The 25,504-nt window shown below is 45.4% G+C and carries 31 protein-coding genes, 2 tRNA genes, 1 other RNA gene and 1 pseudogene; 16 read left to right on the top strand and 19 right to left on the bottom strand.

Features of this window, described 5'->3' with window-relative positions; translation table 11 throughout:
• Positions 1–447: 447 nt before the first annotated feature.
• On the top strand, positions 448–963 hold the full coding sequence (gene purE, locus GGR10_RS02520) for a 5-(carboxyamino)imidazole ribonucleotide mutase (RefSeq protein ID WP_182479771.1): 516 nt from the start codon (positions 448–450) through the stop codon (positions 961–963).
• Positions 947–2,059 carry a 5-(carboxyamino)imidazole ribonucleotide synthase gene (locus GGR10_RS02525; protein WP_182479772.1) on the top strand — a complete coding sequence of 371 codons (1,113 nt, stop codon included), beginning with the start codon at positions 947–949 and terminating at the stop codon, positions 2,057–2,059. Before purE ends, GGR10_RS02525 begins: the two co-directional genes overlap by 17 nt.
• A gap of 46 nt (positions 2,060–2,105) precedes the next feature.
• On the opposite strand, the gene GGR10_RS02530 is transcribed toward GGR10_RS02525, so the two are convergent.
• From GGR10_RS02530 to GGR10_RS02545, 4 genes are all read right to left on the bottom strand, one after another.
• On the bottom strand, positions 2,106–2,246 hold the full coding sequence (locus GGR10_RS02530) for a hypothetical protein (RefSeq protein WP_182479773.1): 141 nt from the start codon (positions 2,244–2,246) through the stop codon (positions 2,106–2,108).
• 168 nt (positions 2,247–2,414) lie between these two features.
• On the bottom strand, positions 2,415–2,570 hold the full coding sequence (locus GGR10_RS02535) for a hypothetical protein (RefSeq protein ID WP_182479774.1): 156 nt from the start codon (positions 2,568–2,570) through the stop codon (positions 2,415–2,417).
• Between the two features lie 258 nt (positions 2,571–2,828).
• Positions 2,829–3,002: a hypothetical protein gene (locus tag GGR10_RS02540; RefSeq protein ID WP_182479775.1), complete on the bottom strand. Its 174-nt coding sequence runs from the start codon at positions 3,000–3,002 to the stop codon at positions 2,829–2,831.
• A gap of 558 nt (positions 3,003–3,560) precedes the next feature.
• Positions 3,561–3,746 (bottom strand): hypothetical protein, encoded by a 186-nt coding sequence (locus tag GGR10_RS02545; protein ID WP_182479776.1) that lies wholly within the window; start codon positions 3,744–3,746, stop codon positions 3,561–3,563.
• 426 nt (positions 3,747–4,172) lie between these two features.
• Between GGR10_RS02545 and ykgO the strand changes: the two genes are divergently transcribed.
• Positions 4,173–4,298 (top strand): type B 50S ribosomal protein L36, encoded by a 126-nt coding sequence (gene ykgO, locus GGR10_RS02550; RefSeq protein WP_034990194.1) that lies wholly within the window; start codon positions 4,173–4,175, stop codon positions 4,296–4,298.
• Positions 4,299–4,465: 167 nt separating this feature from the next.
• On the opposite strand, the gene GGR10_RS02555 is transcribed toward ykgO, so the two are convergent.
• Complete coding sequence (locus tag GGR10_RS02555; protein WP_182480099.1) at positions 4,466–4,804, bottom strand: hypothetical protein; 339 nt, start codon at positions 4,802–4,804, stop codon at positions 4,466–4,468.
• Here GGR10_RS02555 and GGR10_RS02560 point away from each other — a divergent pair.
• Together GGR10_RS02560 and ssrS are read left to right on the top strand one after the other, a co-directional pair.
• A pseudogene (locus tag GGR10_RS02560) lies at positions 4,740–5,393 on the top strand (tetratricopeptide repeat protein); the annotation flags it as partial. The gene GGR10_RS02555 and the pseudogene GGR10_RS02560 sit on opposite strands and share 65 nt — an antisense overlap.
• Before the next feature lie 69 nt (positions 5,394–5,462).
• Positions 5,463–5,623, top strand: a non-coding RNA gene (gene ssrS, locus GGR10_RS02565) — 6S RNA.
• A 36-nt stretch (positions 5,624–5,659) separates the two neighbouring features.
• Here ssrS and GGR10_RS02570 read toward each other — a convergent pair.
• Complete coding sequence (locus GGR10_RS02570) at positions 5,660–5,851, bottom strand: hypothetical protein (RefSeq protein WP_182479777.1); 192 nt, start codon at positions 5,849–5,851, stop codon at positions 5,660–5,662.
• 135 nt (positions 5,852–5,986) lie between these two features.
• Entirely contained in the window at positions 5,987–6,142 is a 156-nt protein-coding gene (locus GGR10_RS02575; RefSeq protein ID WP_182479778.1) for a hypothetical protein, read from the bottom strand.
• A 176-nt stretch (positions 6,143–6,318) separates the two neighbouring features.
• Between GGR10_RS02575 and GGR10_RS02580 the strand changes: the two genes are divergently transcribed.
• Both GGR10_RS02580 and GGR10_RS02585 read left to right on the top strand, forming a co-directional pair.
• Complete coding sequence (locus tag GGR10_RS02580; protein WP_182479779.1) at positions 6,319–6,927, top strand: 5-formyltetrahydrofolate cyclo-ligase; 609 nt, start codon at positions 6,319–6,321, stop codon at positions 6,925–6,927.
• 3 nt (positions 6,928–6,930) lie between these two features.
• Positions 6,931–7,794, top strand: coding sequence for a TIGR00282 family metallophosphoesterase (locus tag GGR10_RS02585; RefSeq protein ID WP_182479780.1), 864 nt, complete (start codon positions 6,931–6,933; stop codon positions 7,792–7,794).
• A gap of 366 nt (positions 7,795–8,160) precedes the next feature.
• Here the strand turns inward: GGR10_RS02585 and murA are convergent, their stop codons facing one another.
• A complete protein-coding gene (gene murA, locus GGR10_RS02590) occupies positions 8,161–9,456 on the bottom strand; it encodes a UDP-N-acetylglucosamine 1-carboxyvinyltransferase (protein ID WP_182479781.1) in 1,296 nt (431 codons plus the stop codon).
• Between the two features lie 201 nt (positions 9,457–9,657).
• Positions 9,658–9,843, bottom strand: a complete 186-nt coding sequence (locus GGR10_RS02595; RefSeq protein ID WP_182479782.1) for a hypothetical protein — start codon at positions 9,841–9,843, stop codon at positions 9,658–9,660.
• Between the two features lie 224 nt (positions 9,844–10,067).
• Here GGR10_RS02595 and GGR10_RS02600 point away from each other — a divergent pair.
• A tRNA-Thr gene (locus GGR10_RS02600) sits at positions 10,068–10,142 on the top strand.
• 113 nt (positions 10,143–10,255) lie between these two features.
• Here GGR10_RS02600 and GGR10_RS02605 read toward each other — a convergent pair.
• The 7 genes from GGR10_RS02605 to GGR10_RS02635 form a co-directional block, all read right to left on the bottom strand.
• On the bottom strand, positions 10,256–10,504 hold the full coding sequence (locus GGR10_RS02605) for a hypothetical protein (RefSeq protein WP_182479783.1): 249 nt from the start codon (positions 10,502–10,504) through the stop codon (positions 10,256–10,258).
• A 115-nt stretch (positions 10,505–10,619) separates the two neighbouring features.
• Positions 10,620–10,844 carry a hypothetical protein gene (locus tag GGR10_RS02610; RefSeq protein WP_182479784.1) on the bottom strand — a complete coding sequence of 75 codons (225 nt, stop codon included), beginning with the start codon at positions 10,842–10,844 and terminating at the stop codon, positions 10,620–10,622.
• 25 nt (positions 10,845–10,869) lie between these two features.
• Positions 10,870–11,532: a lambda exonuclease family protein gene (locus GGR10_RS02615; RefSeq protein WP_182479785.1), complete on the bottom strand. Its 663-nt coding sequence runs from the start codon at positions 11,530–11,532 to the stop codon at positions 10,870–10,872.
• 381 nt (positions 11,533–11,913) lie between these two features.
• Positions 11,914–12,102 carry a hypothetical protein gene (locus GGR10_RS02620; RefSeq protein ID WP_182479786.1) on the bottom strand — a complete coding sequence of 63 codons (189 nt, stop codon included), beginning with the start codon at positions 12,100–12,102 and terminating at the stop codon, positions 11,914–11,916.
• Between the two features lie 408 nt (positions 12,103–12,510).
• Positions 12,511–12,699 carry a hypothetical protein gene (locus GGR10_RS02625; RefSeq protein ID WP_010704306.1) on the bottom strand — a complete coding sequence of 63 codons (189 nt, stop codon included), beginning with the start codon at positions 12,697–12,699 and terminating at the stop codon, positions 12,511–12,513.
• Between the two features lie 6 nt (positions 12,700–12,705).
• Entirely contained in the window at positions 12,706–13,095 is a 390-nt protein-coding gene (locus GGR10_RS02630; RefSeq protein ID WP_010704307.1) for a hypothetical protein, read from the bottom strand.
• 351 nt (positions 13,096–13,446) lie between these two features.
• Positions 13,447–13,764: a transcriptional regulator gene (locus GGR10_RS02635; protein WP_010704308.1), complete on the bottom strand. Its 318-nt coding sequence runs from the start codon at positions 13,762–13,764 to the stop codon at positions 13,447–13,449.
• 519 nt (positions 13,765–14,283) lie between these two features.
• Here GGR10_RS02635 and GGR10_RS02640 point away from each other — a divergent pair.
• The 3 genes from GGR10_RS02640 to GGR10_RS02650 all read left to right on the top strand — a co-directional run bounded on the left by GGR10_RS02640 (position 14,284) and on the right by GGR10_RS02650 (position 18,826).
• On the top strand, positions 14,284–15,645 hold the full coding sequence (locus tag GGR10_RS02640; RefSeq protein WP_182479787.1) for a YdaU family protein: 1,362 nt from the start codon (positions 14,284–14,286) through the stop codon (positions 15,643–15,645).
• Positions 15,646–15,804: 159 nt separating this feature from the next.
• Complete coding sequence (locus GGR10_RS02645) at positions 15,805–17,766, top strand: toprim domain-containing protein (protein ID WP_182479788.1); 1,962 nt, start codon at positions 15,805–15,807, stop codon at positions 17,764–17,766.
• A gap of 484 nt (positions 17,767–18,250) precedes the next feature.
• On the top strand, positions 18,251–18,826 hold the full coding sequence (locus tag GGR10_RS02650) for a hypothetical protein (protein WP_182479789.1): 576 nt from the start codon (positions 18,251–18,253) through the stop codon (positions 18,824–18,826).
• 526 nt (positions 18,827–19,352) lie between these two features.
• Here the strand turns inward: GGR10_RS02650 and GGR10_RS02655 are convergent.
• Positions 19,353–19,437 (bottom strand) — tRNA-Leu (locus GGR10_RS02655).
• A 235-nt stretch (positions 19,438–19,672) separates the two neighbouring features.
• Between GGR10_RS02655 and GGR10_RS02660 the strand changes: the two genes are divergently transcribed.
• The 5 genes from GGR10_RS02660 to dut all read left to right on the top strand — a co-directional run bounded on the left by GGR10_RS02660 (position 19,673) and on the right by dut (position 23,328).
• Positions 19,673–20,275, top strand: a complete 603-nt coding sequence (locus GGR10_RS02660; protein WP_182479790.1) for a YqaA family protein — start codon at positions 19,673–19,675, stop codon at positions 20,273–20,275.
• Between the two features lie 35 nt (positions 20,276–20,310).
• A complete protein-coding gene (locus tag GGR10_RS02665) occupies positions 20,311–20,880 on the top strand; it encodes a disulfide bond formation protein B (protein ID WP_182479791.1) in 570 nt (189 codons plus the stop codon).
• Positions 20,881–21,358: 478 nt separating this feature from the next.
• On the top strand, positions 21,359–22,108 hold the full coding sequence (locus tag GGR10_RS02670) for a VIT1/CCC1 transporter family protein (RefSeq protein ID WP_422614137.1): 750 nt from the start codon (positions 21,359–21,361) through the stop codon (positions 22,106–22,108).
• Between the two features lie 39 nt (positions 22,109–22,147).
• On the top strand, positions 22,148–22,522 hold the full coding sequence (locus GGR10_RS02675) for a hypothetical protein (RefSeq protein WP_182479793.1): 375 nt from the start codon (positions 22,148–22,150) through the stop codon (positions 22,520–22,522).
• Between the two features lie 209 nt (positions 22,523–22,731).
• Positions 22,732–23,328, top strand: coding sequence for a dUTP diphosphatase (gene dut / locus GGR10_RS02680; protein WP_182479794.1), 597 nt, complete (start codon positions 22,732–22,734; stop codon positions 23,326–23,328).
• Between the two features lie 270 nt (positions 23,329–23,598).
• Here dut and GGR10_RS06785 read toward each other — a convergent pair whose 3' ends face one another.
• Together GGR10_RS06785 and exbB are read right to left on the bottom strand one after the other, a co-directional pair.
• A complete protein-coding gene (locus GGR10_RS06785) occupies positions 23,599–24,261 on the bottom strand; it encodes a biopolymer transporter ExbD (RefSeq protein ID WP_208431765.1) in 663 nt (220 codons plus the stop codon).
• Positions 24,258–25,070, bottom strand: coding sequence for a tonB-system energizer ExbB (gene exbB / locus GGR10_RS02690; protein ID WP_182479795.1), 813 nt, complete (start codon positions 25,068–25,070; stop codon positions 24,258–24,260). Before exbB ends, GGR10_RS06785 begins: the two co-directional genes overlap by 4 nt.
• Positions 25,071–25,504 lie beyond the last annotated feature (434 nt).

Genomic DNA, 25,504 nt, shown 5'->3' on the forward strand with positions numbered 1-25,504 from the left:
CAAAAAACCTAACCTCTCATCGCCCAGCATTCACCCCACACCTCTAGTTTCCCCTCCAGAACCATCCTCACAAACCTATCCCCTCCAACAAAAGTCCCCGGCATATCCCCCCAGCATTCCTCTACACAAACGCACTCAACCCACCAAAAACACCCCCACACTCTCATCACACACCGTGCACACTTCCATCACCCAATAACCTTACCCCATTATCTCCATTTACCTCCTGCAAAGTACAATCTGAGATAAGTCAATTAAAGAAAAACAGTTGACGCTTATTATTCAACTCTGCAAAAAATTACTTTGATCGTGCAAAAATTAACTTTGCAAAAAAATGGAAAACTTTTAGAATGGCAAATTTTTAAAAAGCAAGAAAGTGGATCTTTCAAGCAAGAAAGCAGGTCCCTTTGACAACACATAAAGTCTGGCAACAAAAAAGGATGTGGAATGGCCAAACACGCATTTGACGTCGCGATTGTAATGGGCAGCCAATCAGATTGGCAAACAATGCGCCATAGCGCGGATATTTTAACACAGCTTGGCATTTCTCATGTCTCACAGATCATTTCCGCCCACCGCACCCCTGATCGGCTTTATCACTTTGCAAAAGGGGCAAAAGCAGCAGGCTTTAAAGTTTTGATAGCAGGCGCTGGGGGGGCAGCACATCTTCCCGGCATGCTTGCAGCCTTAACTCCATTGCCTGTTTTTGGCGTTCCCGTGCAATCACGTATCTTATCGGGTCAAGATTCTTTACTTTCCATAGTGCAAATGCCTGCAGGCATACCAGTTGGCACGTTGGCAATAGGTAAAGCAGGCGCCATTAACGCAGCGCTTTTGTCAGCAGCAGTAATGGCTGTTTATGATGAAAGCCTCGCTAAGCGCCTTGAAGAATGGCGAAAACAACAAACAGAAAATATTGCTGAATACCCTATGAATGAGGTTTTAGATGCCCCATCCTCCTGAGAGTTTACAACCGGGAAGTATGATTGGCCTGATTGGTGGCGGGCAATTAGCTCGTATGTTAGCGATGGCAGCAGCAGAACTTGGCTACCACACAGTTGTTCTTTGCCCTGAAGCACATTGCCCAGCAGCGCAAACAGCCAATCATCATATCGTTGCCCCTTATGATGACGAGATAGCGTTAGATCGTCTGATTGAAATGTGTGATGTTGTTACATATGAATTTGAAAATCTTCCTCTCCAAACAGCTCATTATATTGAGAAAGAAAAACGCCTTTATCCCTCATCTAAAGCTTTGGAAATTGCGCAAGACCGGGTTCTTGAAAAAACCTTTTTAAATGAAAAAGGCATTCTCACAGCTTCATGGTATGCCGTCCATAACCGCGCTTCTTTAGTTTCAGGGCTGTCTGCATTGGGTGGACATGGCATTTTGAAAACAAGGCGCTTTGGCTATGATGGCAAAAACCAGGTTGTTCTTCATCACCCCAGTGAACAGGCCATTGACGCAGCTTTAAGCACCCTTCACTATCAACCCTCGATTTTAGAAGAAATTGTGCCCTTTTCATCAGAAATTTCAGTCGTTTCATCCCGCTCACCCCAGGGAGCTTCTACTGCTTATGACTGCCCTGAAAATCAGCACAAAAATGGTATTCTTCATAAAACATTTGTTCCATCAAAAGTTTCATATGCCATCCAAGAAGCTGCGCAAGAGGTAAGCTCTATGGTTATGCGCACGCTTGATTATGTTGGTATCTTGTGCATTGAATTTTTTGTTTTAGCAGATGGCCGTTTTCTTGTGAATGAATTTGCCCCTCGTGTACACAACTCTGGTCATTGGACGCAAAAAGCATGCATAACCTCACAATTTGAACAGCATATCCGTGCCATTTGTGGCCTTCCTTTAGGCAGCACATACCGCCATAGTAATTGTGAAATGACCAATCTTCTTGGCCATAATTTGGATGACTTCAAACATTTTCTCACACAAGAACGCACATCAGTCCATCTATATGGTAAAAACTCTGTACAACCAGAACGCAAGATGGGTCATGTCATCCAATTAACAGGGCCAGCCACTCCCTCTCCTCATCTTCCATAATCTACCACCCTTTGCCCCCATAAAGCCCCTCCCAAGCACTCCCCTCTCATTTTCCATCCTTTTCCCTAATATCCTTCCCACTCCTTAGCCCCACACCACATTGCGCACTCAACGCTTCTCCCACTCCCCATCCACAGATCCCTTCCCTCACAGCTCTTCCTTCCCACCAGTACACCCCGCCCATCATCTACTCTCAATCTCTCCCTTTACCACTCGCACACCATTCCCCTCCAAACCCGCCTTCTCAAACCAAAATCTAGCATCTTCTCTCCCCACCATTCTCTCGCACCAATACAACTAACCTATTCTCATCAATGCTCGTTTGCTTCCCCCATTTCTCCTAAACTCCCCCTCACTACCAACGCCCCATACCCTCTCCCTCCCAAGCATTCCCTCCTTTACCCGGACCCTTCCTCTTACCTTCTAACCTATATCCTCCTATTACCCAGTACACCGTGCACTCAACGCTTCTCCCACTTCCCATCCACAAACCTTCTCGCCTCTTGACCACCCTTAACACACCCCCCTTCCCACACACCACACCGAAGCCCGCACCCCTCTATCACCCCAGCACAAACTTCCCCCTCAGCACACCCCAATTCGCCCTCAAGCCCTCTTCTTCCAACACCCCCTTATCTGCAACACCATTTCCCCTCCAGATCCACCTTCTCAAATCAAAGCCCTCGACATCTTCTCCAGCATTTCCCCTACACCAATACAACCAACCTGCTCCCACCAACACACTCAAGCACTCCTTTCTCACCACACATCACCCCCACCTACACAACGCCCATACCTTCTCCACCCCCATGCCCCATATCCTCCCTCTCCCACACACACTAACCCACAGAGCCCCCACAACTTGTCCCCCCACACCACACCGTAGCCCGCGCCCCTTTATCAACCCAGCACAAACTTCCCTACCAGCACACCATACACTCAACGCTTCTCCTACTTCCCACCCACAAATCCTCTCGCCTCTTGACCACCCTTAACACCCCTCTTCCTAGACACCATTCTTGCGCACCGATACAAACAGCCTATTCCCACCAACACTCACCTTTTTCCACACACTTTCCTCCTCTCCCTCTCAAACTACCCTCCCCGACAACCTCACTTGTTACATTCTCTTCCCAACACAAACTCCCCCATCAGGATCCTCAATTGTCCCTCAAGCCCTTTTCTTCCAACACCCCCGCACCCGCATGCCCCCTCCAAATCCGCTCTCTCAAACCGAAATCCCCAGTCTTCCCTCTATATCAATGTACTCATAACTTCTCCCACCAATGCTTACTTACTTGCTCACGCACTTTTCTCCTCATCTTATTAAATTCTTCTCCCCTACAACCCCTACCTGCTCCTCCCACGCACACTCCCCCGCTCCCCCCTATCCTCGCCTTCAATATCTCTCCCACGCACACTAACCCAACAGAGCACACACAACTTGTCCCCCACACCACACCGTAGCCCGTGCTCCTTTATCAACCCAGCACAAACTTCCCTACCAGCGCACCTCACCCACCAGCCTGCTCCCACCAACGCCCTCAAGCACTCCTCTCCACCCACACATCACCCACCTACACAACACCCCATACCTTCTCCACCCCCATGCTCCATATCCTCTCCCTCCCACACACTCTCTCCCCCGCTCCCCCCCATCTTCTTCCCTAATATCCCTCCCACTCACTCACTCACACTAACCCAACAGAGCGTCCACAACTTACCCCCCACACCACATCTCAGCCCGCACTCCTCCCCACCAACACATCACCCACCTAGACACCCCATACCTTCTCCACCCCCACGCTCCATATCCTCTCCTCCCTCACTTGTCCCCAAGCTCTCCTTGCCTTCACACCTCACACCAGCCTCCCCTACTCAACAATACACTCAATACCCTTCTCTCTTTTCCTTAATTCCACAGCAAATGCTTAGTTGACAAAATTAAGACACCCTGCTAGAAATTTATCTTTCTTCTTATTCATTAGCGATGAATGGTGTTATCTCTTTAAGAGAAGCGTAGTGTTGTTTTAAAGCGGTGATGAGAGAAACTATGTATGATGATGCCAAAAGGGTATCGTATCATGAGTATGCGTTATAAACGGTGATTATTATGAAAATTAAAAATTCGCTCAAAGCACTCAAAACACGTCACCGCCACAATCGGTTGGTGCGCCGCAAAGGTCGTATTTACATCCTTAACAAAACCAATCCGCGGTTTAGAGCACGTCAAGGTTAATAATGGTGTGGCCTGCTGTTTTTTGCAGGCACTTTGCTTTTTGAAGGCTCTCAAAGCTTTTCTTATAACATATCTTTTTTGATGACACATTTTCTTCCTCTGTATTTCAAGACTTTGAAAAAACAGATATTTATTTCAGTCTGTGTCAGCGCTCTTTTTTTGCTTTCTCACGGTAATGGATATATCCCTTCATTCGCATTCGCCTCATCTACTCCTGCCTTATCTTCACCCACAACCTCACCCTCCTTGCCAATTATAACTTCACCCCCACCTTCTCTTAGTGTGTCCTCTCTCTCATCATCTCTACCCACCCCACCTCTACCCACCCCACCTCTACCCGCACTATCTCTACCCACACCATCTCTACTTACTGCGTTTTCACCACCACCGCCTTCACTTGTGCATTCTTCATTTTCACCTACTCCACTTGTTTCTGCTGCATCTTCCCCATCTTCACCATTTGAAGAACCTTCCCCACAATCACTCCTACCGTTGGATGATCTCATCCCGAATCAACCATCAACAACACCTCGTGAACCAGATGCGGGCGCAACTCTTTTAGAAGATCAAAAATCGCCATACCACGGCCACGCTCATCAAACTAAACAGCGTAAAGAAAAAGAGATTGTGCGTTTATTGAAAGAATTAAAATACTGCGCCAATGCAAAGGAAGCTAAAACTATAAGTCAGCAAATTCAACGATTATGGTCGCAATCTGGCAGCGAAACCATTGATCTTTTGATGACATGGGCTGAACAAGGCATTAGCGCAGAAAATTATGGCCTTGCCTTAGATTATCTTGACACAGCAATTGCACTTTCCCCCACCTATGCTGAAGCCTGGAGCAGACGTGCATGGATACACATCCAATTAAGCGACTTCAAACTCGCAATGCTAGACCTTCATCACGCCCTTCAACTTGAACCTCGCAATTATATTGCATTTTTTGAGCTTGGAATCGTCATGGAAGCAACAGAAAGACCAGACCTTGCCATCAAAGCTTACAAAACAGCTTTAACATTTTACCCACAAATGCAACAAGTCCAAAACCGTATTGATACGCTTTTAAGCAAAGATTTTGATCAAAATATTTGAGCCATTTTAAAAAATCATAAAATAATTTTTTTCTAGTAGAAATCATTAAACTACCCTATAATGAAAGGTGGTGTTCTGCGCTTCTCGATAGGAAATAACATATTCCTGAGACCTTATTGATTCCCAAGGGAGCTGTCCCTGAAAAGGCTCGTGGGCCTTTTCACACGGCACCCACCTAGTAGCCTAGGTCCTCGGAATCAAACTTTTCCATCGGTCGTTGCGGTTCACCATTTTCCCTTCCACTCAAGATACCCTCTCCCCCCTAGTCATCTTCCTTTCCCTCTAGCGACCTTTCCCCCTCCAGCATTCCTCCACACCAACACATCCATCCTTCCAACCCCCACCACCCCCCCAATACCTTTACACCAGCCTCCTATACAGCCGGTATAACCAATTTGGTTTCCACAAACTCTTGGCCTGCTCCCACGCATCTTCACACCTCCACCAACGTAGCTCACCTTCCTCCCCAAAACACTCCCAAATCTCCTTTAGAAAAGCCCCCACGACACCCAATGTTCCTCTCCCCATCACCAACAACTCTCTCCACCTCTCCTTCCAATACTCTTCCACAACACGAATGAACCCCGTCCCCATCACCCAGAGCATTCACCGCACACTTCTAGTTTCCACTCCTCACCCACATGCCCTCCCCACAACCTTGCCCCCTCCTTGCTCGCACCAGCCTCGCCCATCCCCCACAAAACTTCCCACACACCAATGTTAAGCCAACATCCCCTCAACAAGCACACTTAAATCTACCCTTAAAAGCCCACACCCGCTCTTCCTCCTATACATCTGTCTTTGTAACACCTTCCTTTTACCCATCCTTTCTTTTATACTGATTGAAATAACCAGCTCGTCCCCACCCAAAACATTTTTCAAATGTGATTGCTTTTTATTGATTGAAGAGATAACAAACTGAACAATGCCCACAACCTCCCAACGTTCGCAATCCATTTCGTCTGAGAGATCACGTTTGCGTACTCTTGGCATATCACAGCGTAATGCCCTTTGTGCACATGAGCGCACCGCCTTTTCGCACCGTGCCTGTTCCCACATCGCACATTATCTTGAACAAATGACTGGGGATTGTTCACATACAATTCTTGCCGGCTACTGGCCAATCCATTCAGAAATAGACCCACGCCCTTTGTTCGATTTTGTCTCATCGCGTGGGGGGCATGTAGCACTGCCCGCTGTTATTGATGAAACAACAATGGTTTTTCGAACATTTGCATCAACAACACAGCTAGAGCTAATGCGGTTTAACACATTTGGCCCCAGCGCAAATAATGCAGTTGTCGCCCCCACCGTGATCATCGTGCCGCTTTGTGCGTTTGATAACCAGTGCCACCGCCTTGGTTATGGTGCAGGCTACTATGATCGCGCCATTGAGCATCTTCAAAAACATGGGCACCGTGTACATTTATGGGGCTTAAGCTTCTCATGTCAGGAAGTGGAGTCTATCCCTGAAAGAAAGCATGACCTTGTTTTACAGAAAATTTTCACAGAAAAGGGTTTTATAGAACGCTAAATTATGCTTAAAACCCTTATGCGATTTTTATTTTTAGGAGACATTGTGGGGGAAATAGGCTGCTCTACTGTTTGTCACACACTTCCCCAACTCATTGAACATTGGCAACTTGACTGTGTTGTTGTAAATGGTGAAAACGCTTCTCATGGCTTTGGCATCACGCAAGATGTGTACCAAAATCTCTTAGCAGCAGGCGTTGACGTTGTCACCACAGGCAATCACGCTTTTCACCATAAAGAAACTTTGAAATTTGCCACTTATAGTGAGCGTTTTTTACGTCCTGCCAATTTTGTCCAAGGCACCCCTGGTAGAGGCTCTTGTTTCATAACAGCAAAAAATGGAGCGCAAGTTCTCGTCGCCAATGTTTTGGGAAGCGTCTTCATGCCGTGTACCACCGACGATCCATTTGAAGCAGCTGAAAAGATTGTTTCCGCCTGCCCTTTGCGTGAACAAGCAGACGCTATTATCTTTGACTTTCATGCAGAAGCCACAAGTGAAAAGCAATGTTTTGGCCATTTTCTTGACGGTCGCGTCAGCGTCATCGTAGGAACCCATACACATATCCCCACAGCTGATGCACAGATTTTAGAAGGAGGCAGCGCTTATTTATCAGACGCAGGAATGTGCGGAAATTACAATTCCTCTCTTGGTATGGATAAGGAAGAGCCTTTATACCGTTTTCTTTATAAGAAAAAACGGAGTCGTTATGAACCCGCGCAAGGCCCGGTAACACTTTGTGGATTTGCCGTTGAACTCTCAGATCGCACAGGCCTTGCCCAACATGTTTCAGCCATACGCTTAGGCCCCCGTTTAAAGAATGAGGTTCCAGATTTCTGGGAAGCGCTCCCCGAAAATTTTCAGCTATAAGACCACACTTCTCCCAAGCCCCCTGGCCAGCTTTTCTCCAGCATCCTATTCACCCCATCCCCCATTCATGCCCCACACCTCCCTCTCCCACAGGGCTTTTCCAAACCTGCTCCTCTCCTGAACTTAAAGCCCCCTCCTTTCCTAAACTCAAAACCTCATCCCCTTTCTCCCCAACTTTATGCAACCTCTCACACTCACGCCCCCATCAGATTCACCCTCAAAATACGGTTCCCCAACCCCCGCACTTCTCCCTCGCTCGCACGAGCCTTGCACCCTTGCCTTTCATGCTCTTTAAAAAACATCCCTCGAAGATGGGCCCCATCAAAGAAAAAATCCCCTCGAAGAACGCCCTAAAGAGAGCATTACTCAAGCCGTTATACGTTGAATATTGGCCCCACAATTGGACAATTTCTCTTCCAACCGTTCAAACCCACGATCAAGATGATAAACACGGCCTACAATTGTCTCTCCTTGTGCAGCAAGTGCAGCAATAACAAGAGAAACGGAAGCACGTAGATCTGTAGCCATCACTGGTGCCCCTTGCAAATGATCGGTTCCATGAATAATGGCCGTGTTTCCATCAAGCGTAATCTGCGCACCCAACCGCACCAATTCTTGCACATGCATGAATCGATTTTCAAAAACGGTTTCAGTAATCCTCGCACACCCTTGAGCACACACCATCAAGGCCATAAATTGTGCTTGAAGATCAGTTGGGAAAGCAGGAAAAGGGGCAGTTGTAATATCAACTGGCGTAATCTTTGTTTGTGTATGATCGCGGGTAACTTCAAGACCATCTGGTTTGTGTTCAATAGTAAGCCCCGCCTTTTGCAACACTTCAAGCACTTCAATAAGATGATCAGGGTTTGCATGTTTCAACAACACCTGTCCACCGGTCATTGCCACAGCCATTGCATAGGTTCCTGCCTCGATTCGATCAGCAATCACACCAACCCGTGCACCGTGCAATTTTTCAACCCCATGAATTGTAAGGGTTGAGGTCCCTTCCCCGGTAATATTAGCCCCCATCGCTTTGAGTGCTTGAATAAGGTTTGTCACTTCAGGTTCACAAGCTGCATTTTTAAGAACAGTTGTGCCCTGTGCCAAGGTAGCAGCCATCAGCATAATATGCGTTCCCCCAACAGTGATTTTAGGGAATTGATATTGCGCCCCTTTTAATCCCTGGGGTGCTGTGGCATGAACATATCCCTTTTCAATGGTGATCTGTGCACCTAAACATCTGAGCCCATCGAGGACAAAATCAACCGGCCTTGTTCCAATAGCACATCCCCCAGGCAATGAAACATTTGCTTCCCGGCACCGTGCCAGCAAAGGCCCAATAACCCAAAAGCTTGCACGCATTTTTGTCACAAGTTCATAAGGAGCACGCGTTGATGTGATTGTTTTTGCAGTAAAATGGATTGTTCTTGAATCGGCACAATCTTTATGAACTTTGCGTCCTTCAACAGCATAACCGACACCATGATTATTCAAAATTCGGATCAAAAGCTCAACATCGCTCAAATGAGGAATATTGTCTAAAATCAATGTCTCCTCGGTAAGCAATGCTGCAATCATCAAAGGCAAAGCAGCATTTTTAGCGCCCGAAATAGGAATAACCCCCTGGAGTGTATTTCCTCCAATAATTTTAATCGAATCCATCGTATTTGCACTCTATCCTATTGTTATCTTACTCTACCTTACTGTCTATTCTACTCTACCTTATCCCATCATATATTCTATCTTTTTGAGATCTCTTTTCACAATAATGTCATTTTTGGGGCAGTGATTCTTTGCTCATGGTTTAGCACTCATTCATTAAAACCACACTGGTGTATGGTGTAAACAATGGCGTCACATTTTTTAAACCATGCGTTCTTTTTCGCAAACTGAAAATTCTTTTGTACACTCTTCTTGCGAGCGTTTTCGACTTTGTTCTTTTCGTCGTCTCAGATTGTCGCGCAATTGCTTTGTCAGCCTTCGCTCACGTTGTTTTTTCTTATCATTTTGGGCATCTTTTGTTTGTGTATTCTGGTTTTGATGTGTCATAGCAATAACTTTTACAACCCTTGCAATAACTCTTATAGCCCTTTAGCTTTCACAAGCTTTTTGCTTTTATAACCTTTTGGAAGAATAATACATTTTAAGTCAAGAATTTCTTTTAAAAAACGTCTACGTCATGCCATAAGAAGCGTTTTCTTGCAAGAAGAGATAAATGCTCTCTTGCCTATTTTATAACAATATGGCACAAGGCAGCGCAAAGACTGACAAGTGCTGCGGTAGCTCAGTGGTAGAGCACTCCCTTGGTAAGGGAGAGGTCGAGAGTTCAATCCTCTCTCGCAGCACCATTCCACCGGCCTCTTCTCCCCTCCAAATTTTCCAATCTCCCATCCCCTCTCCTCACACTAAATCCCCTAGCCTCTTCTCATCAAACAATCTCCCAATCTCTCGACAATCACCATCAAACCTCAACCTCCCCGGCCTTTCCTCCTTGGCACACCTTCAAACAACCACCTCCCCCACCGGCACACCCCAATCTTCCCACCCCCTCAACCTTTTCTCCACCAACGCAATCTGCTTTGCGCCTCCTTTCCACACTCTTTCTAAACATCTCCCCATACCCAATCATCACCCTCAAACGCCATCCAACATCCATCCCCTCAAACCCCAGCCTCTTCTCATCAAACAACTTCCCAATCCCCCAAGCCACCTCCCACAGCCGCTATTAAACCTCGCTCATCCTCTCAAACCCCCAGCCTCCTCTCCTCGGCACACTTTCAAGCAACCACCTCCCCCACCGGCACAGCCCAATCTTCCACCCCCCCTCAACCTCTCTCCTCCACCAACGCAATCTGCCTGCCACCCCTCTTTGCCACGTTCTTGCCAGATATAGCCCTTCTCAAGCGCCCCCTAAATCCCCCATAAAAAAGCCATTTTCCAAAGAAAATTCCCTTAGAAGAAAGGGCCAAATCTTCCCCCTCACCTCCCTGACCTCTCCCCCTCACCTCCCACTGGCACACCTTTAAGCAACCACCTCCCACTACCAACACAGCTAAACCTTTCCAGATCCACCTTTTAACGCATCTCTCTAGGCCCGTTTCCTCGCACTATTGTGAAGAACCCCCTGTCGGCTTGTTGAATTTTATGCACCATATTTTCCAAAGCATCATTAAAACGGTTAATTTCAGCTTCAAGCCTACGAATATAAGGTTCATCACGATAAGCACGTTTAATTAAAGGCGGCATATCAGGCCAATAAAGCATCAAATCCACCCATTCACGTTGAGCAATCCATAACCCTCCCTGGCATTGTGCCTTATGCTCAACAGGAAATATATTTTGATAAAAATGAGGGATCAAAATTTCAGGTTTTTTCGTTTTAATTTCCAACAAACCATTTTCCCCAATAAAAGCATCGGGCGAAAAACCTTTCTTACGATCATCAGCTAAAACAAAACCAATACATTCAGGCTCTGTCTGCGTAAACATCCCATATAGCTGGCGTGCACTTGGTTCCAACTGTGTACCACGTCGCATAGATGGTGTTGTCCCCTCTTCTACAGATTTTCCTGTGATTCTTTCTCCAGCAAGTTTCATCATCACACAGTGATATTTCTGTGTTTTTTGTCCATCTCTTTTGCGCGCCATAACCATCTCAAACAAAGAAGCTGTAATCAAACCATTGCGTACCTGGCGCCATTCATCTGTTCCTTGAACACAATCAATAATAATTGGCATTTTCTCTCCATCTCCCTTTCTTTATTCTCTTCTCACCCCCCCGAACCATCTCCCACAGCCGCCACCAAACTTCACCTAATCCTCCCACCAGTACCACCTTAAACAACCACAACACCACCGGCACACAGCCTGATCTCCGGCTTCCCCAACATCTCCTCCATCAATAAAAGGTGCCTACTCCTCTACTCTCTTGCCAAACCATAACCTCCCACACTCTCTCACCACACACTTTCTATGCGGCCTCTCAAACTCATGCAGCCTGCCGAAATCACACCCCTCCTCTCCAACCCATGCTCTTCATAGATTTCATCCCCCAAAGCTCATGCTTGGCCTCACCACATCTCTTCCCACACCCCCCCGGACCATCTCCCACAGCCACCATCAAACTTCACCTAATCCTCCCACCAGTACCACCTTCAAACAACCACCCCACCACCGCGGCAAACCCAACCTGGCTCTTATCTTCCTCCACCAACGCACAGAGCCTTCACCCCCAAACGCCATCCTCCTCTCACCAACACAATCGACACCCCTTTCTCCACTCGCACCAGCCTCAACACCCCACACCATACGCTCTTTTAAAAATCCCTCTCGAAGAGAGCCCTCCCAAACCCACCTCTCACACTAATGCCCCAGCCATCTGACCATCTCCCACAGCCACCATCACACTTCACCTAATCCTCCCACCAGTACTACCTCAAACAACTACCCCACCACCGCGGCAAACCCAACCTGGCTCTTATCTTCCTTCACCAATGCACAGGGCCCTCACCTCCAAACGCCATCCTCCTCTCACCAACACAATCTACATACCCCTTTCTCCACTCGCACCAGCCTCATCCCCCCATCATATGCTCTTTTAAAAACCCGCTCGAACAGGGCCCTCCCAAACACGGCCCCTTATAAAAGCCCCATACATAAAGATTCCCCCCTCTCTATAAGAAAATCTCCCTTAAGAGAGGGGGCAAAGCAACCAACCTATGGCACTACATAAAAATCGTTTTGGGGTGAACGGCAGCTCAAATTATAAGCAACACGCTGAGCAACCTTTCGCGAAATAAAAGGAACTGCCTTGTGTTTTTGTGGTTCAAGCCTAATCGTGTTGCGAAGAGTTCCAGCATAATAAAGGGGAACCCCATGATAAATTGTTTGAAGATAGTTTGCCATAATAATTTACCTCCAATAACGGTCCAAAACATCACACGGGCGCAAGCGATGCTGCTCTTCATAAGACCCATAGACACTATCCTGATACACACGGGTAGCCTTGTCTTCTAAATACTCATGATACACATCACTATCGAGAATAAAGGGATGAAAGTAACCATCTTGCTCATCAAGATCGTGACATTTCATATACACTTCAGCAACTTGCTCACTCACATCATCAGCATGGAGAGTCTTTAAATCGAGCCGTAAAAATCTTTGAACAGCATCACATTGCTCCATAAGGTCCAAAACCTCCTCAAGGTAATCAATAGGCCCAACGTAAACATCATCATCTGCATCCTCACCAAGAATGATGAGGATTTCATCCTCTTTAACGAATGGAATGTCTTTCATAAATTTCTCCCTCAGACAGTTGATAAAGCTAAACTCTGTCTTGACATAGTCAAATATAGCGTTAGTCTTATCTCCTCTATGGGAGATATGTCAATTGTTTTATCCTTAATAGAAGATATATTTTTAATTTTTACGAACATTCTAACAGTGCGTAAAAATTGACTAATTTTCTATCCCATTTTCACATTGTTCTCTATTTGTTCTAAATAGACACAAAAACAAACAAAAGAGCACAATAAATAGGCAAAAACAGATGAGTCAATAAACACAAACAGATTGGGAGAGCTGAAATGAGTGATTTAAAATTGATACAGTATTGGGGAAATCTTGAGCCTGAAAGTCAAAGAGCTGTTATGGTTTTACTTCGTCAGTTGGTCTGCGCAAGAGAGTTAAAATTGCCTGTCGTTCCTCAGGAGAAACCTTTGCCAGAAGATCAATAAATTCCCGATCTTCAGGGGCAGGATTTTCTCCATAAAGAATATAGCTCATACTCACATTAATTGTCTGACACACGTTTGCAAGCGATTCAATCGTGGGGTCTTTCCCTTCAGAAAGAATAGAGTGGAGATAACCAGCTCCTTTTCCTGCTGCAAGGGAAATAGAGCGCTTTGATCGTCCACTTTTTATAAGTGCTTCATTTAATCTATGACGCCAACCATCAATATTCATAAGTCTCACCCTTAGCTGTCTTCAATAAAATACACAGTCTTTCATAAAATTGACTTGCAATATCCTTTAAAGAGGATATAAAATTATAAATAAATTTTATTTTAGGGAGTGAATTCTACATTTTATCAAAAAACAATGAAACACCCCAAAAGATACAAACAGCCCACCTCCAAAGCCTGTATGTCTTCTGTATGTATTATTTATCCTTTACAGTTTATGCAACCTCAAATTGCAAACTCCATCCCTTCTAGTAAATACGACTGACTTTCAGATGATTTAAGAGAAATACAAAAATGAATACAACACTCTAACAAATAATAGAACAAAATGAAACAAAACCAAAACAAATCAGAAACATTTTACAAAATCGTAAATTTTGATTGCGCGCATTAAGGAGGAAGAAAAAGGCTGTTTTTAGTTTTTTTCTTTCACAAAAGCCGCCTTAATCAAAACCTTTTAAACAAAAAACGAAACCTTAAAAAAGGTTTATCCCCTCATTTAAGAAAGCTTATCCCCCCCATGAAACAAGCTGAACAATCTGAATTTCCCAATTATGAATCGTCTACACTTCCTTATGTTTGCTGGTATCAAAATGACTTTTTAGGTGGGGTACGTGGAATGCGTGCGCACGAAATTGGAATTTATACAATTCTTCTTAATGAAATTTATGCAAGGGGCCGTCCTTTAGATTTATCAGAAGAACGTTTAGCACGCCTTTGCGGTTGTGATAAGCGAACTTTTATCAGTGTTTTAGAAATGTTGATTGCAGAAGGCAAAATTTTAAATTTAACCTGTGGATTATGGAATAAGCGATGCGAAAATGTGTTTCGTGAGCGTGCACAATTGCTTGAACAAAAATCTTCTGCAGGTCGCTCTTCAGCACAAAAACGTAAAAAAATCAATGCAAAAATTCAACATCTGCTCAACACATGCCCTACAGATGATGAACTTAACTCAAAAGCTCAGAAGGAAGAAAAAGAAACACCTAACGGTGTTTCACAAAAGAAGGATGTCTATTCTGATACCAAACCCCACTCCACAAAACATCTCCCCACACAATCCCACTCCACAAAGCACCCTGCTGAACATCCCACCGAACAGACCGCTCTACGCCCATCCACCACCCACTCATCCACCACCCACTCATCATCCACCGAGCACTACCCTACCAAGCTCCTACCCACTGGGCTCCTCGCACCAGACCTTGCCACCACATATTCTGAAACAACCCCCCACTCCACAAAGCACCCTGCTGAACATCCCACCGAGCAGACCGCTCCATGCCCATCCAGCGCGCATTCTTCCACCGCCCTCTCATCATCCACCCCCCTCTCATCCAGCGCGCATTCTTCCACCGCACTCTCATCTTCCACCACTCCCCTCTCATCCACTGGGCTCCTTGCACCAGATTCTGCCACCACATATTCTGAAACAACCCCCCACTCCACAAAGCACCCTGCTGAACATCCCACCGAGCAGACCGCTCCATGCCCATCCAGCGCGCATTCTTCCACCGCCCTCTCATCATCCACCCCCCTCTCATCCAGCGCGCATTCTTCCTCCACAAAAAGTTTGAAAGGCCACCGCCTTCCTGCCAACTGGGTGGGTGACATTCACGCAGCAATCTCAGAAGGTCTAAGCGAAGAACAAGCCCGCTGGCAAGAAAAGAAATTTCGCGACTATTGGCATGCTAAAAGCGGCAAACAAGCCCTAAAGGTCGACTGGTCAGCCACATGGCGCAATTGGTATCGGCGTGAAATCGAGCGATTAAGAGAAAACCAAGAAAAGCTTTGCGCTTTATCATCTGGTTCAAACACACGGCCTCACAGCACTCAAGAAGATGCCCTTTACCGTAACCTTATCAATTATCAAGCAAAGTAACAAAAACCCAAATTAAAAACCAAAGCCAACACAACCAAACAAACAAAGCAACATAAGAAAACCAATGCAAACATAACTTTAAGCGCCATACAAATACAACACAAACATAAACTTCAAACACAACACAAACACGATATAGACGACTACAAGCAGGGGAACATGAGCACGATTTTTGAAATCAAACAAAAGCTTGCATCTCAAGCAGAATCGGTTGCACAAATGCTTCTCCCACAAGGAAAAAAACGCGGTAATGATTGGATTGTGGGCAGCACACAAGGTGAACCGGGTCAAAGTTTATCGCTTTGTTTAAAGGGCAGCAAAGCAGGTTTGTGGTATGATTTTGCAGAAGGAAGTGGCGGTGACCTTTTAGACCTGTGGTGTGCTGTTAAAGCAATCAGCCTTTCTCAAGCATTAGATGAAGCCCGTTCTTACTTAAATCTTTCACGCCCAAAACCCTTTATGGCCCCGCGTCATTCCTATCGCCTTCCCCCTGTTCCAAAAGGGGGCGAACCCCGCCATGAGGTGAAAAATTATTTACACACAAAACGGCATATCCCCTTGGATATCTTAAAACGTTATCGCATCCAAGAAGATGGAAACCAGATCATTTTTCCATTTTATAAACCCGATGGTACGCTTGCATTGGTAAAAGCGCGCACTGCACAAGAAGGCGCAAAAGCAAAACCCACAGCTTCTCATTGTGAACCGATTTTATTTGGCTGGCAGGCTCTTTGCCCAACACAGCGCACCCTTGTTATCACCGAAGGTGAAATTGATGCGCTTTCATTAGCAGCCTATGGGTACCCAGCCCTATCAGTCCCCTTTGGAGGGGGCAAAGGGGGCAAACACGCTTGGATTGAAAATGAATTTGATCACCTAGAACCTTTCGAGAAAATTTTCTTAGCAACCGACATGGACAAACCAGGTGAAGAAGCCGCCCTTGAAATTGCCCACAGGCTTGGTCGCCACCGGTGTTATCGTGTCCACTTGCCATGTAAAGATGCCAATGACTGTTTAAAATCAGGTGTTAAGGCTTCAACCATAAAAGCCGCTTTTTCAAAAGCCCAAAGCTTTGCACCAGAGGGATTAAAACGTGCATCTGATTATCACAACCAGGTGATCGAGCTGTTTTGGCCCACTCCCAAACAGCATCTTGGTTATACACTTCCCTATCCAAAGTTAAATGGCAAATTGTATTTTCGCCCAGCAGAATTAACCCTCTGGAGCGGTGCAAGTGGTGCTGGCAAAAGCCAATTGTTATCAGACTGTATTGTCCATTGGATTGCGCAAAAAAGCCGTCTTTGTTTAGCCTCACTCGAAATGAAGGGGGAACAATCGCTTCGCCGTTTAATCAGACAAACAGGGGGAGATAACCAACCAACAAAAACCATGATCGAACAAATTCTTCATTTTTTAGATGATGGTCTCATTTTGTATGAGCACGTAGGCAAATCAGACATCCAAACCCTGCTTGATGTCTTTGACTATTGCCGTGCAAAATATGGTTGCGATCAATTTATTATCGATAGTTTGATGCGCCTTGGCATCGCTGCAGATGACTACACAGGGCAAGAACAAGCAGTCTATAAAATTGTTGACTGGGCAATTTTAAATGCCGTGCACGTTCACCTTGTCGCCCATGCACGCAAAAGTGGTATAGAGAGAGATATTCCTGGCACTGAAGATATAAAAGGAGCCTCAGAAATTGGAGCCAATGCATTTAATATCATTACAATCTGGCGCAACCGCTCTTTAGAGGATAAAATTCTTTCAGCCCAACGTGCAACAGAAAAAGCTGAACTAGCAGCCCGCCCCGGGGTAATTATGAACATCGCCAAACAACGCTCAGGCGATTTTGAAGGAAAAATCGGTCTTTGGTTTGACCCTAAAACCTACCGCTACCGTTGCTCTTCAACACCCCACCAAGAACCACGCCATTATCTTGAATTCACAGACAAACACCCCTCATCACAACCTCATTCTCATCCCCCCTCACAACTCCATTTTTCATCACAACCCCAAGAGCACACAAACACACAACCCCCACAATCACAAAAGAAAAACACAACCTCCCCTCTCTTACAACCCTGCCCAACAATGCAGCCTTGCCCCACCCCTTAAAGCAACCCACCACCCAACACACACCACACCTTTAAAACAGATCACCCCTTAAAAACAAAACCATACAAAAACAAAACCATCCCCTAAAGAATACTCCCCTGTCCTTAAAAACACTCCACAGCGTAAAAAACACTCACACCATAAAGAGCCCATGTTAACACACACCATTTCAGTAATTTTTTCTCACTTAAAACCCCGTTTCCACCCATCCCCATCATTCTTTACTCATTCCCCTCAGTCTCATTCATTCACCCCCGTTTTACTCATGCTCATCACCCTCATTTACCCCCTCATTTTCATTTACCCCCTATCATTTTTACCAACCACCCTCTTATGTTCACTCATCCCCTCCCATTTTCTTAAAACCCCCATCCTTATTTAAAAGACCCTCCCACTTTAAAGCCCCTCACTCATTCTCATTTAATCCCTTTCATTTCCATTTGAAAATCTTCTGACACATTTTTCATCTTAAAGGAGGAAAGCAATGAAATATCACCACGATAAAAATACCAATGCACTCAAAAAAAACACTGTAAATTATGCACACCCATATACAAAACACCAGCACATTGGCCACCTAAAAACAGAAGAAATGCTTATCGAAACAAGCAATCCTTATTTTCAACCAACCCATCAAGAAAGCCCCAGCAACCCACGCACCATTGTTGTAGTGGCCGACGCCCACAGTCGCCCCATTGCCCTTTTATATGCAAAAGGACACATCAGCAAAGCACAATATAAAGCAGCAGAACGCTTTTATTATTATTGGAACATACAACAAGGTAACACACACATGGGCATCGATTACACTCGTCAAAAAGTCGATGGCGGCCATTATTATACAGATACCCTTGAACGCCAAATGGAAGCAACAGATCAATTACAAGCGATTAAGATTCAACTGGGTGTTCTTGGCTATCAACTTGTTGAGCAAGTAATCGGCTATAACCAATCAATCAAAGACTTAAGCCCTGTAAAACGCAGGCAAAATTCTCTTGCCGATCATTTGCGCGACTGTCTAGACCTAATGGCAACCTATTGGGGTTATGCGAAAACTTAAATAGTCTTAAATAAATGCATCAAAACTCCCCCACTCCAATCCAAAACAGCCCCCTCACTCAACCAAGGGGGTAAAATCCCTACCCCCTACCCCCACTCACTTAAATTGAAAAAACAGCATACACCCTCGGGTCTCTCCCAAATAAACGCGCACCTTCATTCACATTCTCAAACCACAAGACAAACCACTTCCCCACTCCAACTCCAAAACAGCCCCCTCACTCAACCAAAGGGGGGTAAAATCCCTACCACCTCCCCCCATGGCACCTAAATTGAAAAAAACAGCACACGCCCTCGGGCCTCTCCTAAGCAACCGAACCTTCATTCACACTCTCAAACTACGAGACAAACCGCTTCCCCACTCCAACTCCAAAACAGCCCCCTCACTCAACCAAAGGGGGGTAAAATCCCTACCCCCTCCCCCCACTCACCTAAATTGAAAAACAGCACACGCCCTCAGATTCCCCAAATAAACGCACCCGTTCATTTACCCAAGTAAAAATCCATGCCTGGAAGAAATTTGTCTATGGTGCGGGTGGTCGGACTCGAACCGACACTCCTCTCGGAACCAGATTTTGAGTCTGGCGCGTCTACCAGTTCCACCACACCCGCACACTGCAGCTTTTATTACACTGTATTTATCAAGACATAAGGCAAGCTTGTGCCCTTTTCTCTTGCACTATATGAAGAAGTAGAGATTCGTCAACACTGGACTTTCATTTTTTAACTGGACTTTTGTTTTTTTAAGTCTATGCATCATGTTTAACCCATCAAATTGACCTGCTTTAATTTTGAAAGTATGTGCAAAAAACTATAGGGGAAACTATACTATAGGGGCTTTAAAACCATGATGTTAAACAAATTAAAAGCATGGGTTGTATCATTAGCACAGCGTCGCACAGCACCACATTGGCTTGGGTTTATTGCTTTTTTTGAAAGTTCCTTTTTTCCTGTTCCGGCTGATGCCTTGTGCATTCCAATGGCGCTTGTTCGCCCGCAAAAAGCCTATCACTATGCATTAATTGGCACATTGTGTTCCACTTTAGGTGGTGCATTTGGCTGGATCATAGGTTTTTATGCTTACGATACCATCGCCAAACCGATCTTAGAATTCTACGGTAAATATGAAAGTTTTCAGACATTTCAAAATGCTGCAACACTAAAATTTCTCGTAATTTTACTGATCACATCAGGGCTTTTCCATTTTCCACCCATCAAGCTTGTCACGCTTTTATCAGGGGTCATGGGCGTACCTCTCCCGCTTTTTATTGTCATCTGTCTCTTAGCGCGTGGGGCTCGTTTTTATCTTTTTGCCTGGTTTATTCGACGTTTTGGTCAAAAAGCGATCGATCTGCTCCTTCGTCACTTTACATGGTTTGTGCCCATTGGTTTGATTATTCTCTTGTTAGTCTATAACCTCTTAGTTTATAAATTATACTCTGCTTTTTAAAATCATTTCCTCGTCTACTTGAAGGAATTGTTAAAATGAATGCCTCTTTGCCTTGCCAATGCTTTATAAAGAAACATCTTTATCGCAAACAAAGCAATAAAGAGCAAAGTTTGTGGGCCTTTTTTCTAACCCTTTGCCTTGCCGCCACACTGGCTATCGCACTAAGCTTTGAAATTATCGGTGGTTATTTTCCATGCCACTTATGCCTGCTTGAGCGCCTGCCCTATTACGGTGCTCTCCCGCTTTTAATCTTAGCAGGCCTTTTAGCATGGGTTTCTTGCCTGTCTTCTCTGGTACGGTTTTTATTTATATGCGTTTTTGTGCTCATGGCAACAAGCCTTGGGCTTGCAATCTATCATACCGGTGTTGAATATCACTTTTGGCCAGCACCAGCCCACTGCAGCTTAAATACAACAACACTCACAACAGGTGTAGACCAGCTTTTTACTTCACTGGAAAAGCCTCCAGCATCTCCCTCTTGTGCTCAAGCACCAGTGCGCTTTCTTTTTCTGTCATTTGCTGGGTGGAATGTCCTTGCCAGTTTGTTGTTCATGCTCCTTAGTCTGTATGTAGCATCCAAAGGGCTCCTCTCAAATGATGGATGAACAATAAACACCATAAAGCAAAAACCTGCAAAGCTACAGCACCGCCCTCTAACACAAGGCACATCCCCCCCTCCAACACGCGCCACCCGTGTAACACACCCGCACACGCTTTTTAAGCGCATCCCTTCCCCTACACACCCTAACACCTACAACACAAGACATACCACCCACAACCCAAACTGCCATCTTGCAACACAACCCGCACCCCCACAGTGCAGCTAAACTTTAAGGGCACTTTATACCCAAAAATTGACTCTACACTTAAAATTGACTCTACATCCCAAATTAGACCTTACATTTAAGATTGATTTTACACCCAAGATTTGAGTTTTGATATCCAACCCAACGATATCTAAATTTGACTTTTGTTTGATGCCCCCTACATTTTAGAATTATTCTAATAATGAGAGCAACAATGTCAAAGTCCTCCTCCCCCTCTTCACATCATAACACTTTTGACCCCCCTTTATGCCAAGAAATGGTCGCTTATGCTCTCAAATTACAAGAAGAACAAGCAGCACTTTATTTAAAATATGCCAAAGCTCTACAAGAGCATTGTCCAGAGCAAGCAGCAATCTTTGCCAAAATGGGCACCAAAGAGCTTGAGCATTTTCAAGAATCTCTGCGTACAGCTTGCAATATTCCTGCACCAACCTCAGAGCTTTCATCTGATGAGCCTACTCTTTCAGACATTTCGAGCAATGAAACAAATTTTCAAACAGCACAAGAAGAAGATCAAACCACCTCATCACAAACGCAAGCATATAAACAAACACTTTTAACGTGGATTCAACCTGGCCTTGCAGGTCTAATGGACGGGTCTGTCTCAACCCTTGCCCCCACTTTTGCAGCAGCCTTTGCAACAGGTGATACCTATCAAACTTTTTTGATAGGTTTTTCTGCTGCAATTGGTGCAGGTCTTTCAATGGGCTTTACTGAAGCAGCCCATGATGATGGAAAATTATCGGGGCGTGGCTCTCCACTTAAAAGAGGCATTGCCAACGGCGTCATGACAATGCTTGGGGGGCTAGGCCATGCTCTTCCCTATCTTATTGACAACTTTTACCTTGCAACAACCCTTGCTTGCCTTATCGTATTTTTTGAACTCTGGGCTATTGTCTGGATCCAAAATAAATTTATGGCCACACCTTTCTGGCGCGCTTCTTTCCAAGTTATCGTGGGTGGAGCCTTAGTCCTTGCAACGGGTATCCTCATTGGCAGTATATAAACAATCCCACCTTGCCTCTTCCCACCCCACCAAACCACCTTGCCTCCCTCTCTACCTCCCTCTCGACCGCACCGCCTCATCCCTCCTCCCACTTTATTCTTTCTCCCATCTCATCTCTCTTCACCTTCCTCCACCTTGCCTCCCCTTTTTCCATCTCATCCAACCGCCTTGCCTCACTCCCCTATCCCACTTCATCTCACCTCTTCTCCCACTTCATCCTTCCTCCCATCTCATCTCTTTCCACCTCCCTCTCTACCTCGCCACCTCATCTCCCTCTTACCTTATGCCACGCTTCTCCCACCTCCCCTCTTTCCATCTCATCCAACCGCCTTGCCTCACTCCCCTATCCCACCTCATCTCACCTCTTCTCCCAATGCTTATGCACATGAGCCAAAAGAGCAGCACCCCTTGTGACCTTCCTCCCCCCTCTTCATGCTCCTTGTACCTCACCGATAAATCTTCATTAGCACCCCTTATCAACAAACCTCCACACTAACACACCCCCCACCGATAAGCCTTTCATCAGCAGCCCCTTCATCAGCACACACCTTTACCGGCTTGTCTTGCTTGGAAGCTTTTGTTAAAGTGGCTCGCTGTCATTTATATTTTGGAAACTCCACGTTATGTCTCATCCCTCCTCCACTTCGTCTCACCCTTCCCCTAATGCTCATGCACACAGCCAAAAGAGCACCTCTACCTCTTCTTGTGATTTTTCCTCCGCCCCTTCACAAAAGCTTACCCTTTCGGTAGAACGCCTTGCTCACGGGCAAAATTTAGATCTTCCCCAATATGCCACAGCCGGCTCTGCTGGTCTTGATTTGCGGGCAGCATTGGCAGAAAATGAAACAATCGTTTTAACTCCCGGGCAACGTGCCCTCATCCCCACAGGTTTAATTTTCCACCTCTCACCTGGCTATGAAGCACAAATACGTCCACGCTCTGGCTTGGCTTTAAAACATGGTATTACATGCTTAAACACCCCCGGAACGATTGATAGTGACTACCGTGGTGAAGTGAAAGTTCTTCTCATCAATCTAGGGCAAGAAGACTTTCCCATTCAACGTGGAATGCGCATTGCACAAACAGTCATCGCACCTGTTACTCAAGTCGATGTACGTGTCATCAAACCAGATCAGGAAAATACCTCATGTAAAACACATGAAGGAAACCACACACAAGGGCGTGGAACAGGCGGGTTTGGCTCAACAGGGCACAATTAATAATCCCCCGCGGCCCTAATATCTACCCTCCCCCCGCTCCTGTGTAAGGTGCGCTGGGGTTCTTAGCGTTTTTAAAAACCTATTCTCCTGCCTTTAAACGCAACCTTTTAGCGCACTTTTTATAAGAGAGTGCCTCTCCCATCACCATGCAAGTAATATAAACAATCCCCTCTCCACTTCTGGAAAACGAAAGCTCTTTTATCTTAAAAAACAGCTCACCCACTATTTTCAAGAGAAAGGCTCTTCTTTTTTCAGGCTCATAAAAAAACCTTATTCATGAGAAAACGTGGTATCTGCTGCAGGCTCTTTGCTACCCCCGCTACCCCCCTCACCATTGTTTCCTCCATTGCCCCTATTTCCCCCTTCACCATTGCTGCTCCCATTACCATCCCCCTCACTATTACCACCGCCCTTGCCATTATTATCACCATTACCCCTATTTTCTCCCTCACCATTATTTCCCCTATCACCCCTGTTTTCTTCCCTACCATTTCTCCCTTCACCATGGTTTAAAGTTTTGTGCATTCCCACAAGACCAATTTTGGTATATCCGGCTGCTTGCAACTGATCCAGCACATTAACAACGCGGCCATAGTCAATTTCTTCATCTGCTTGAATCAAAATCTTTGTTTCTAAATTTTCTTGAGTTTCCCCAGACAAGATCTCAATAAATTCTCCCTCCTCCACAAGAGTGTCGCCAACATAAAAAGAATGATCCTTTTGTAAGGTAATATAAAGAGGCTTATCAGGCTGGGAAACAGGCGTTTTTGTTACAGAAGGCAACTGAACAGAAATAACAGATGTTGCCAAAGGTGCAGCCACCATAAACACAATAAGAAGCACCAAAACAACATCGATAAAAGGTGTTACATTGATCTCACTTTGGACCTGAAAATCATCGCCCTCATATTCATTATGATAGTCTGTTTTCATTGTTTGCGGCTTTTTTGCTGTCTTTGTTGGTCGAGTTCACGGCTCAAAAGCCTTTCAATAGCCGCAGCAATATCTCCTAAATCATTTCGATATCCATTAAGAGCACGCGTTAAACCATTATACATAACAACAGCAGGAATAGCGACAAAAAGCCCTATAGCCGTTGCAAGCAAAGCTTCAGCAATTCCCGGCGCCACAACATCCAAGCGCGTTGTCTGAGTTTGAGCAATTCCAATAAAAGCATTCATAATCCCCCAAACGGTTGCAAAAAGCCCAACAAAAGGCGCAATAGCACCAATAGTTGCAAGAACAGCAGTCCCACAAGCCATGTGTCTTGTAGCCGCCAACACACACCGGGCTAAAAGCAAATGCACCCGTTCTTTCACCCCCTCATTGAAAGCACACAAAGCACTATCGTCATCTTTTCGTTCTCTGGTACCTTGAAACTTGATGAAGACTACCTGCTGAGTAGAAAGATTCACCTCTTTGAGCGTTTCTTCCAAAAAAACTGCACCTGCCCCCAGAAAGACCGAATTCGCTTCTTGCTGATTTTTGAAATCAGAGGTCAAATGCGTGAAAGTTTGAGCATTTAGAACAAACTGCAACGCACGATGTGCCTTGCGTTTTGCCCACGTTATTTCAACAATTTTAGCCAGAGCAATTGTCCAAGATATAAGAGAAGCAAGCATCAACACAACAATCACAGCTTGCACAACCCCATCGGCAGCCATAAACATCGAAAAGGGAGAAAAATCACCCGCTGAAAATAAAGTAAAACTCTTATCTAAAGCCCCTGTTTCAGATTCCATTGTTTCTCACAAATCTCCAAAATAACCCCACCCCTCCTTTTTAAAATGGTTATAAAAAATAAAAGAAGACAAATCAAGTCCAGTTTATAATAAAAAGTGCCATCACTTTTACTCACAAAACCCAATCATTCACCACCTCACTCACCCTCTCACACCTCAACATCCCCCCCACTCACACACCTATCACGCACACACATACCTCACGCACCTAACCTATCCCACACAGCACACCTTCTCCCCTCAAGCGCACACTCCCAACCCTCCCTCACTTGACTACCCTGACCACCTTTCCCTCTCACACTAATCCCACAACAGCACCCACAGCTCAGCTCGTATCATCCCTCCAAGCTCGCACACCACAGCATCCCCCACTCACACCTCTCACGCAACACCTCCCTCACGCACCTAACCTATCCCACACAGCACATCTTCTC

It is taken from the genome of Bartonella chomelii, from assembly GCF_014138465.1.
Lineage (GTDB): Bacteria > Pseudomonadota > Alphaproteobacteria > Rhizobiales > Rhizobiaceae > Bartonella > Bartonella schoenbuchensis.

What these genes read in the sequence shown, in the direction of transcription:
- GGR10_RS02640 (WP_182479787.1), top strand. Translation starts at nt 14,284, where the DNA reads ATGAAACAAGCTGAACAATCTGAATTTCCCAATTATGAATCGTCTACA.
- GGR10_RS02635 (WP_010704308.1), bottom strand. Translation starts at nt 13,764, where the DNA reads ATGAATATTGATGGTTGGCGTCATAGATTAAATGAAGCACTTATAAAA.
- GGR10_RS02585 (WP_182479780.1), top strand. Translation starts at nt 6,931, where the DNA reads ATGCTTAAAACCCTTATGCGATTTTTATTTTTAGGAGACATTGTGGGG.
- GGR10_RS02665 (WP_182479791.1), top strand. Translation starts at nt 20,311, where the DNA reads ATGAATGCCTCTTTGCCTTGCCAATGCTTTATAAAGAAACATCTTTAT.
- GGR10_RS02660 (WP_182479790.1), top strand. Translation starts at nt 19,673, where the DNA reads ATGATGTTAAACAAATTAAAAGCATGGGTTGTATCATTAGCACAGCGT.
- GGR10_RS02595 (WP_182479782.1), bottom strand. Translation starts at nt 9,843, where the DNA reads ATGACACATCAAAACCAGAATACACAAACAAAAGATGCCCAAAATGAT.
- GGR10_RS02645 (WP_182479788.1), top strand. Translation starts at nt 15,805, where the DNA reads ATGAGCACGATTTTTGAAATCAAACAAAAGCTTGCATCTCAAGCAGAA.
- GGR10_RS06785 (WP_208431765.1), bottom strand. Translation starts at nt 24,261, where the DNA reads ATGAAAACAGACTATCATAATGAATATGAGGGCGATGATTTTCAGGTC.
- dut (WP_182479794.1), top strand. Translation starts at nt 22,732, where the DNA reads ATGTCTCATCCCTCCTCCACTTCGTCTCACCCTTCCCCTAATGCTCAT.
- GGR10_RS02555 (WP_182480099.1), bottom strand. Translation starts at nt 4,804, where the DNA reads ATGAGATCATCCAACGGTAGGAGTGATTGTGGGGAAGGTTCTTCAAAT.
- murA (WP_182479781.1), bottom strand. Translation starts at nt 9,456, where the DNA reads ATGGATTCGATTAAAATTATTGGAGGAAATACACTCCAGGGGGTTATT.
- GGR10_RS02625 (WP_010704306.1), bottom strand. Translation starts at nt 12,699, where the DNA reads ATGGCAAACTATCTTCAAACAATTTATCATGGGGTTCCCCTTTATTAT.
- GGR10_RS02670 (WP_422614137.1), top strand. Translation starts at nt 21,359, where the DNA reads ATGGTCGCTTATGCTCTCAAATTACAAGAAGAACAAGCAGCACTTTAT.
- GGR10_RS02525 (WP_182479772.1), top strand. Translation starts at nt 947, where the DNA reads ATGCCCCATCCTCCTGAGAGTTTACAACCGGGAAGTATGATTGGCCTG.
- GGR10_RS02530 (WP_182479773.1), bottom strand. Translation starts at nt 2,246, where the DNA reads ATGATGGGCGGGGTGTACTGGTGGGAAGGAAGAGCTGTGAGGGAAGGG.
- purE (WP_182479771.1), top strand. Translation starts at nt 448, where the DNA reads ATGGCCAAACACGCATTTGACGTCGCGATTGTAATGGGCAGCCAATCA.
- GGR10_RS02580 (WP_182479779.1), top strand. Translation starts at nt 6,319, where the DNA reads ATGCCCACAACCTCCCAACGTTCGCAATCCATTTCGTCTGAGAGATCA.
- GGR10_RS02650 (WP_182479789.1), top strand. Translation starts at nt 18,251, where the DNA reads ATGAAATATCACCACGATAAAAATACCAATGCACTCAAAAAAAACACT.
- ykgO (WP_034990194.1), top strand. Translation starts at nt 4,173, where the DNA reads ATGAAAATTAAAAATTCGCTCAAAGCACTCAAAACACGTCACCGCCAC.
- GGR10_RS02620 (WP_182479786.1), bottom strand. Translation starts at nt 12,102, where the DNA reads ATGGTGTGGGGTGTTGAGGCTGGTGCGAGTGGAGAAAGGGGTGTCGAT.
- GGR10_RS02630 (WP_010704307.1), bottom strand. Translation starts at nt 13,095, where the DNA reads ATGAAAGACATTCCATTCGTTAAAGAGGATGAAATCCTCATCATTCTT.
- exbB (WP_182479795.1), bottom strand. Translation starts at nt 25,070, where the DNA reads ATGGAATCTGAAACAGGGGCTTTAGATAAGAGTTTTACTTTATTTTCA.
- GGR10_RS02615 (WP_182479785.1), bottom strand. Translation starts at nt 11,532, where the DNA reads ATGCCAATTATTATTGATTGTGTTCAAGGAACAGATGAATGGCGCCAG.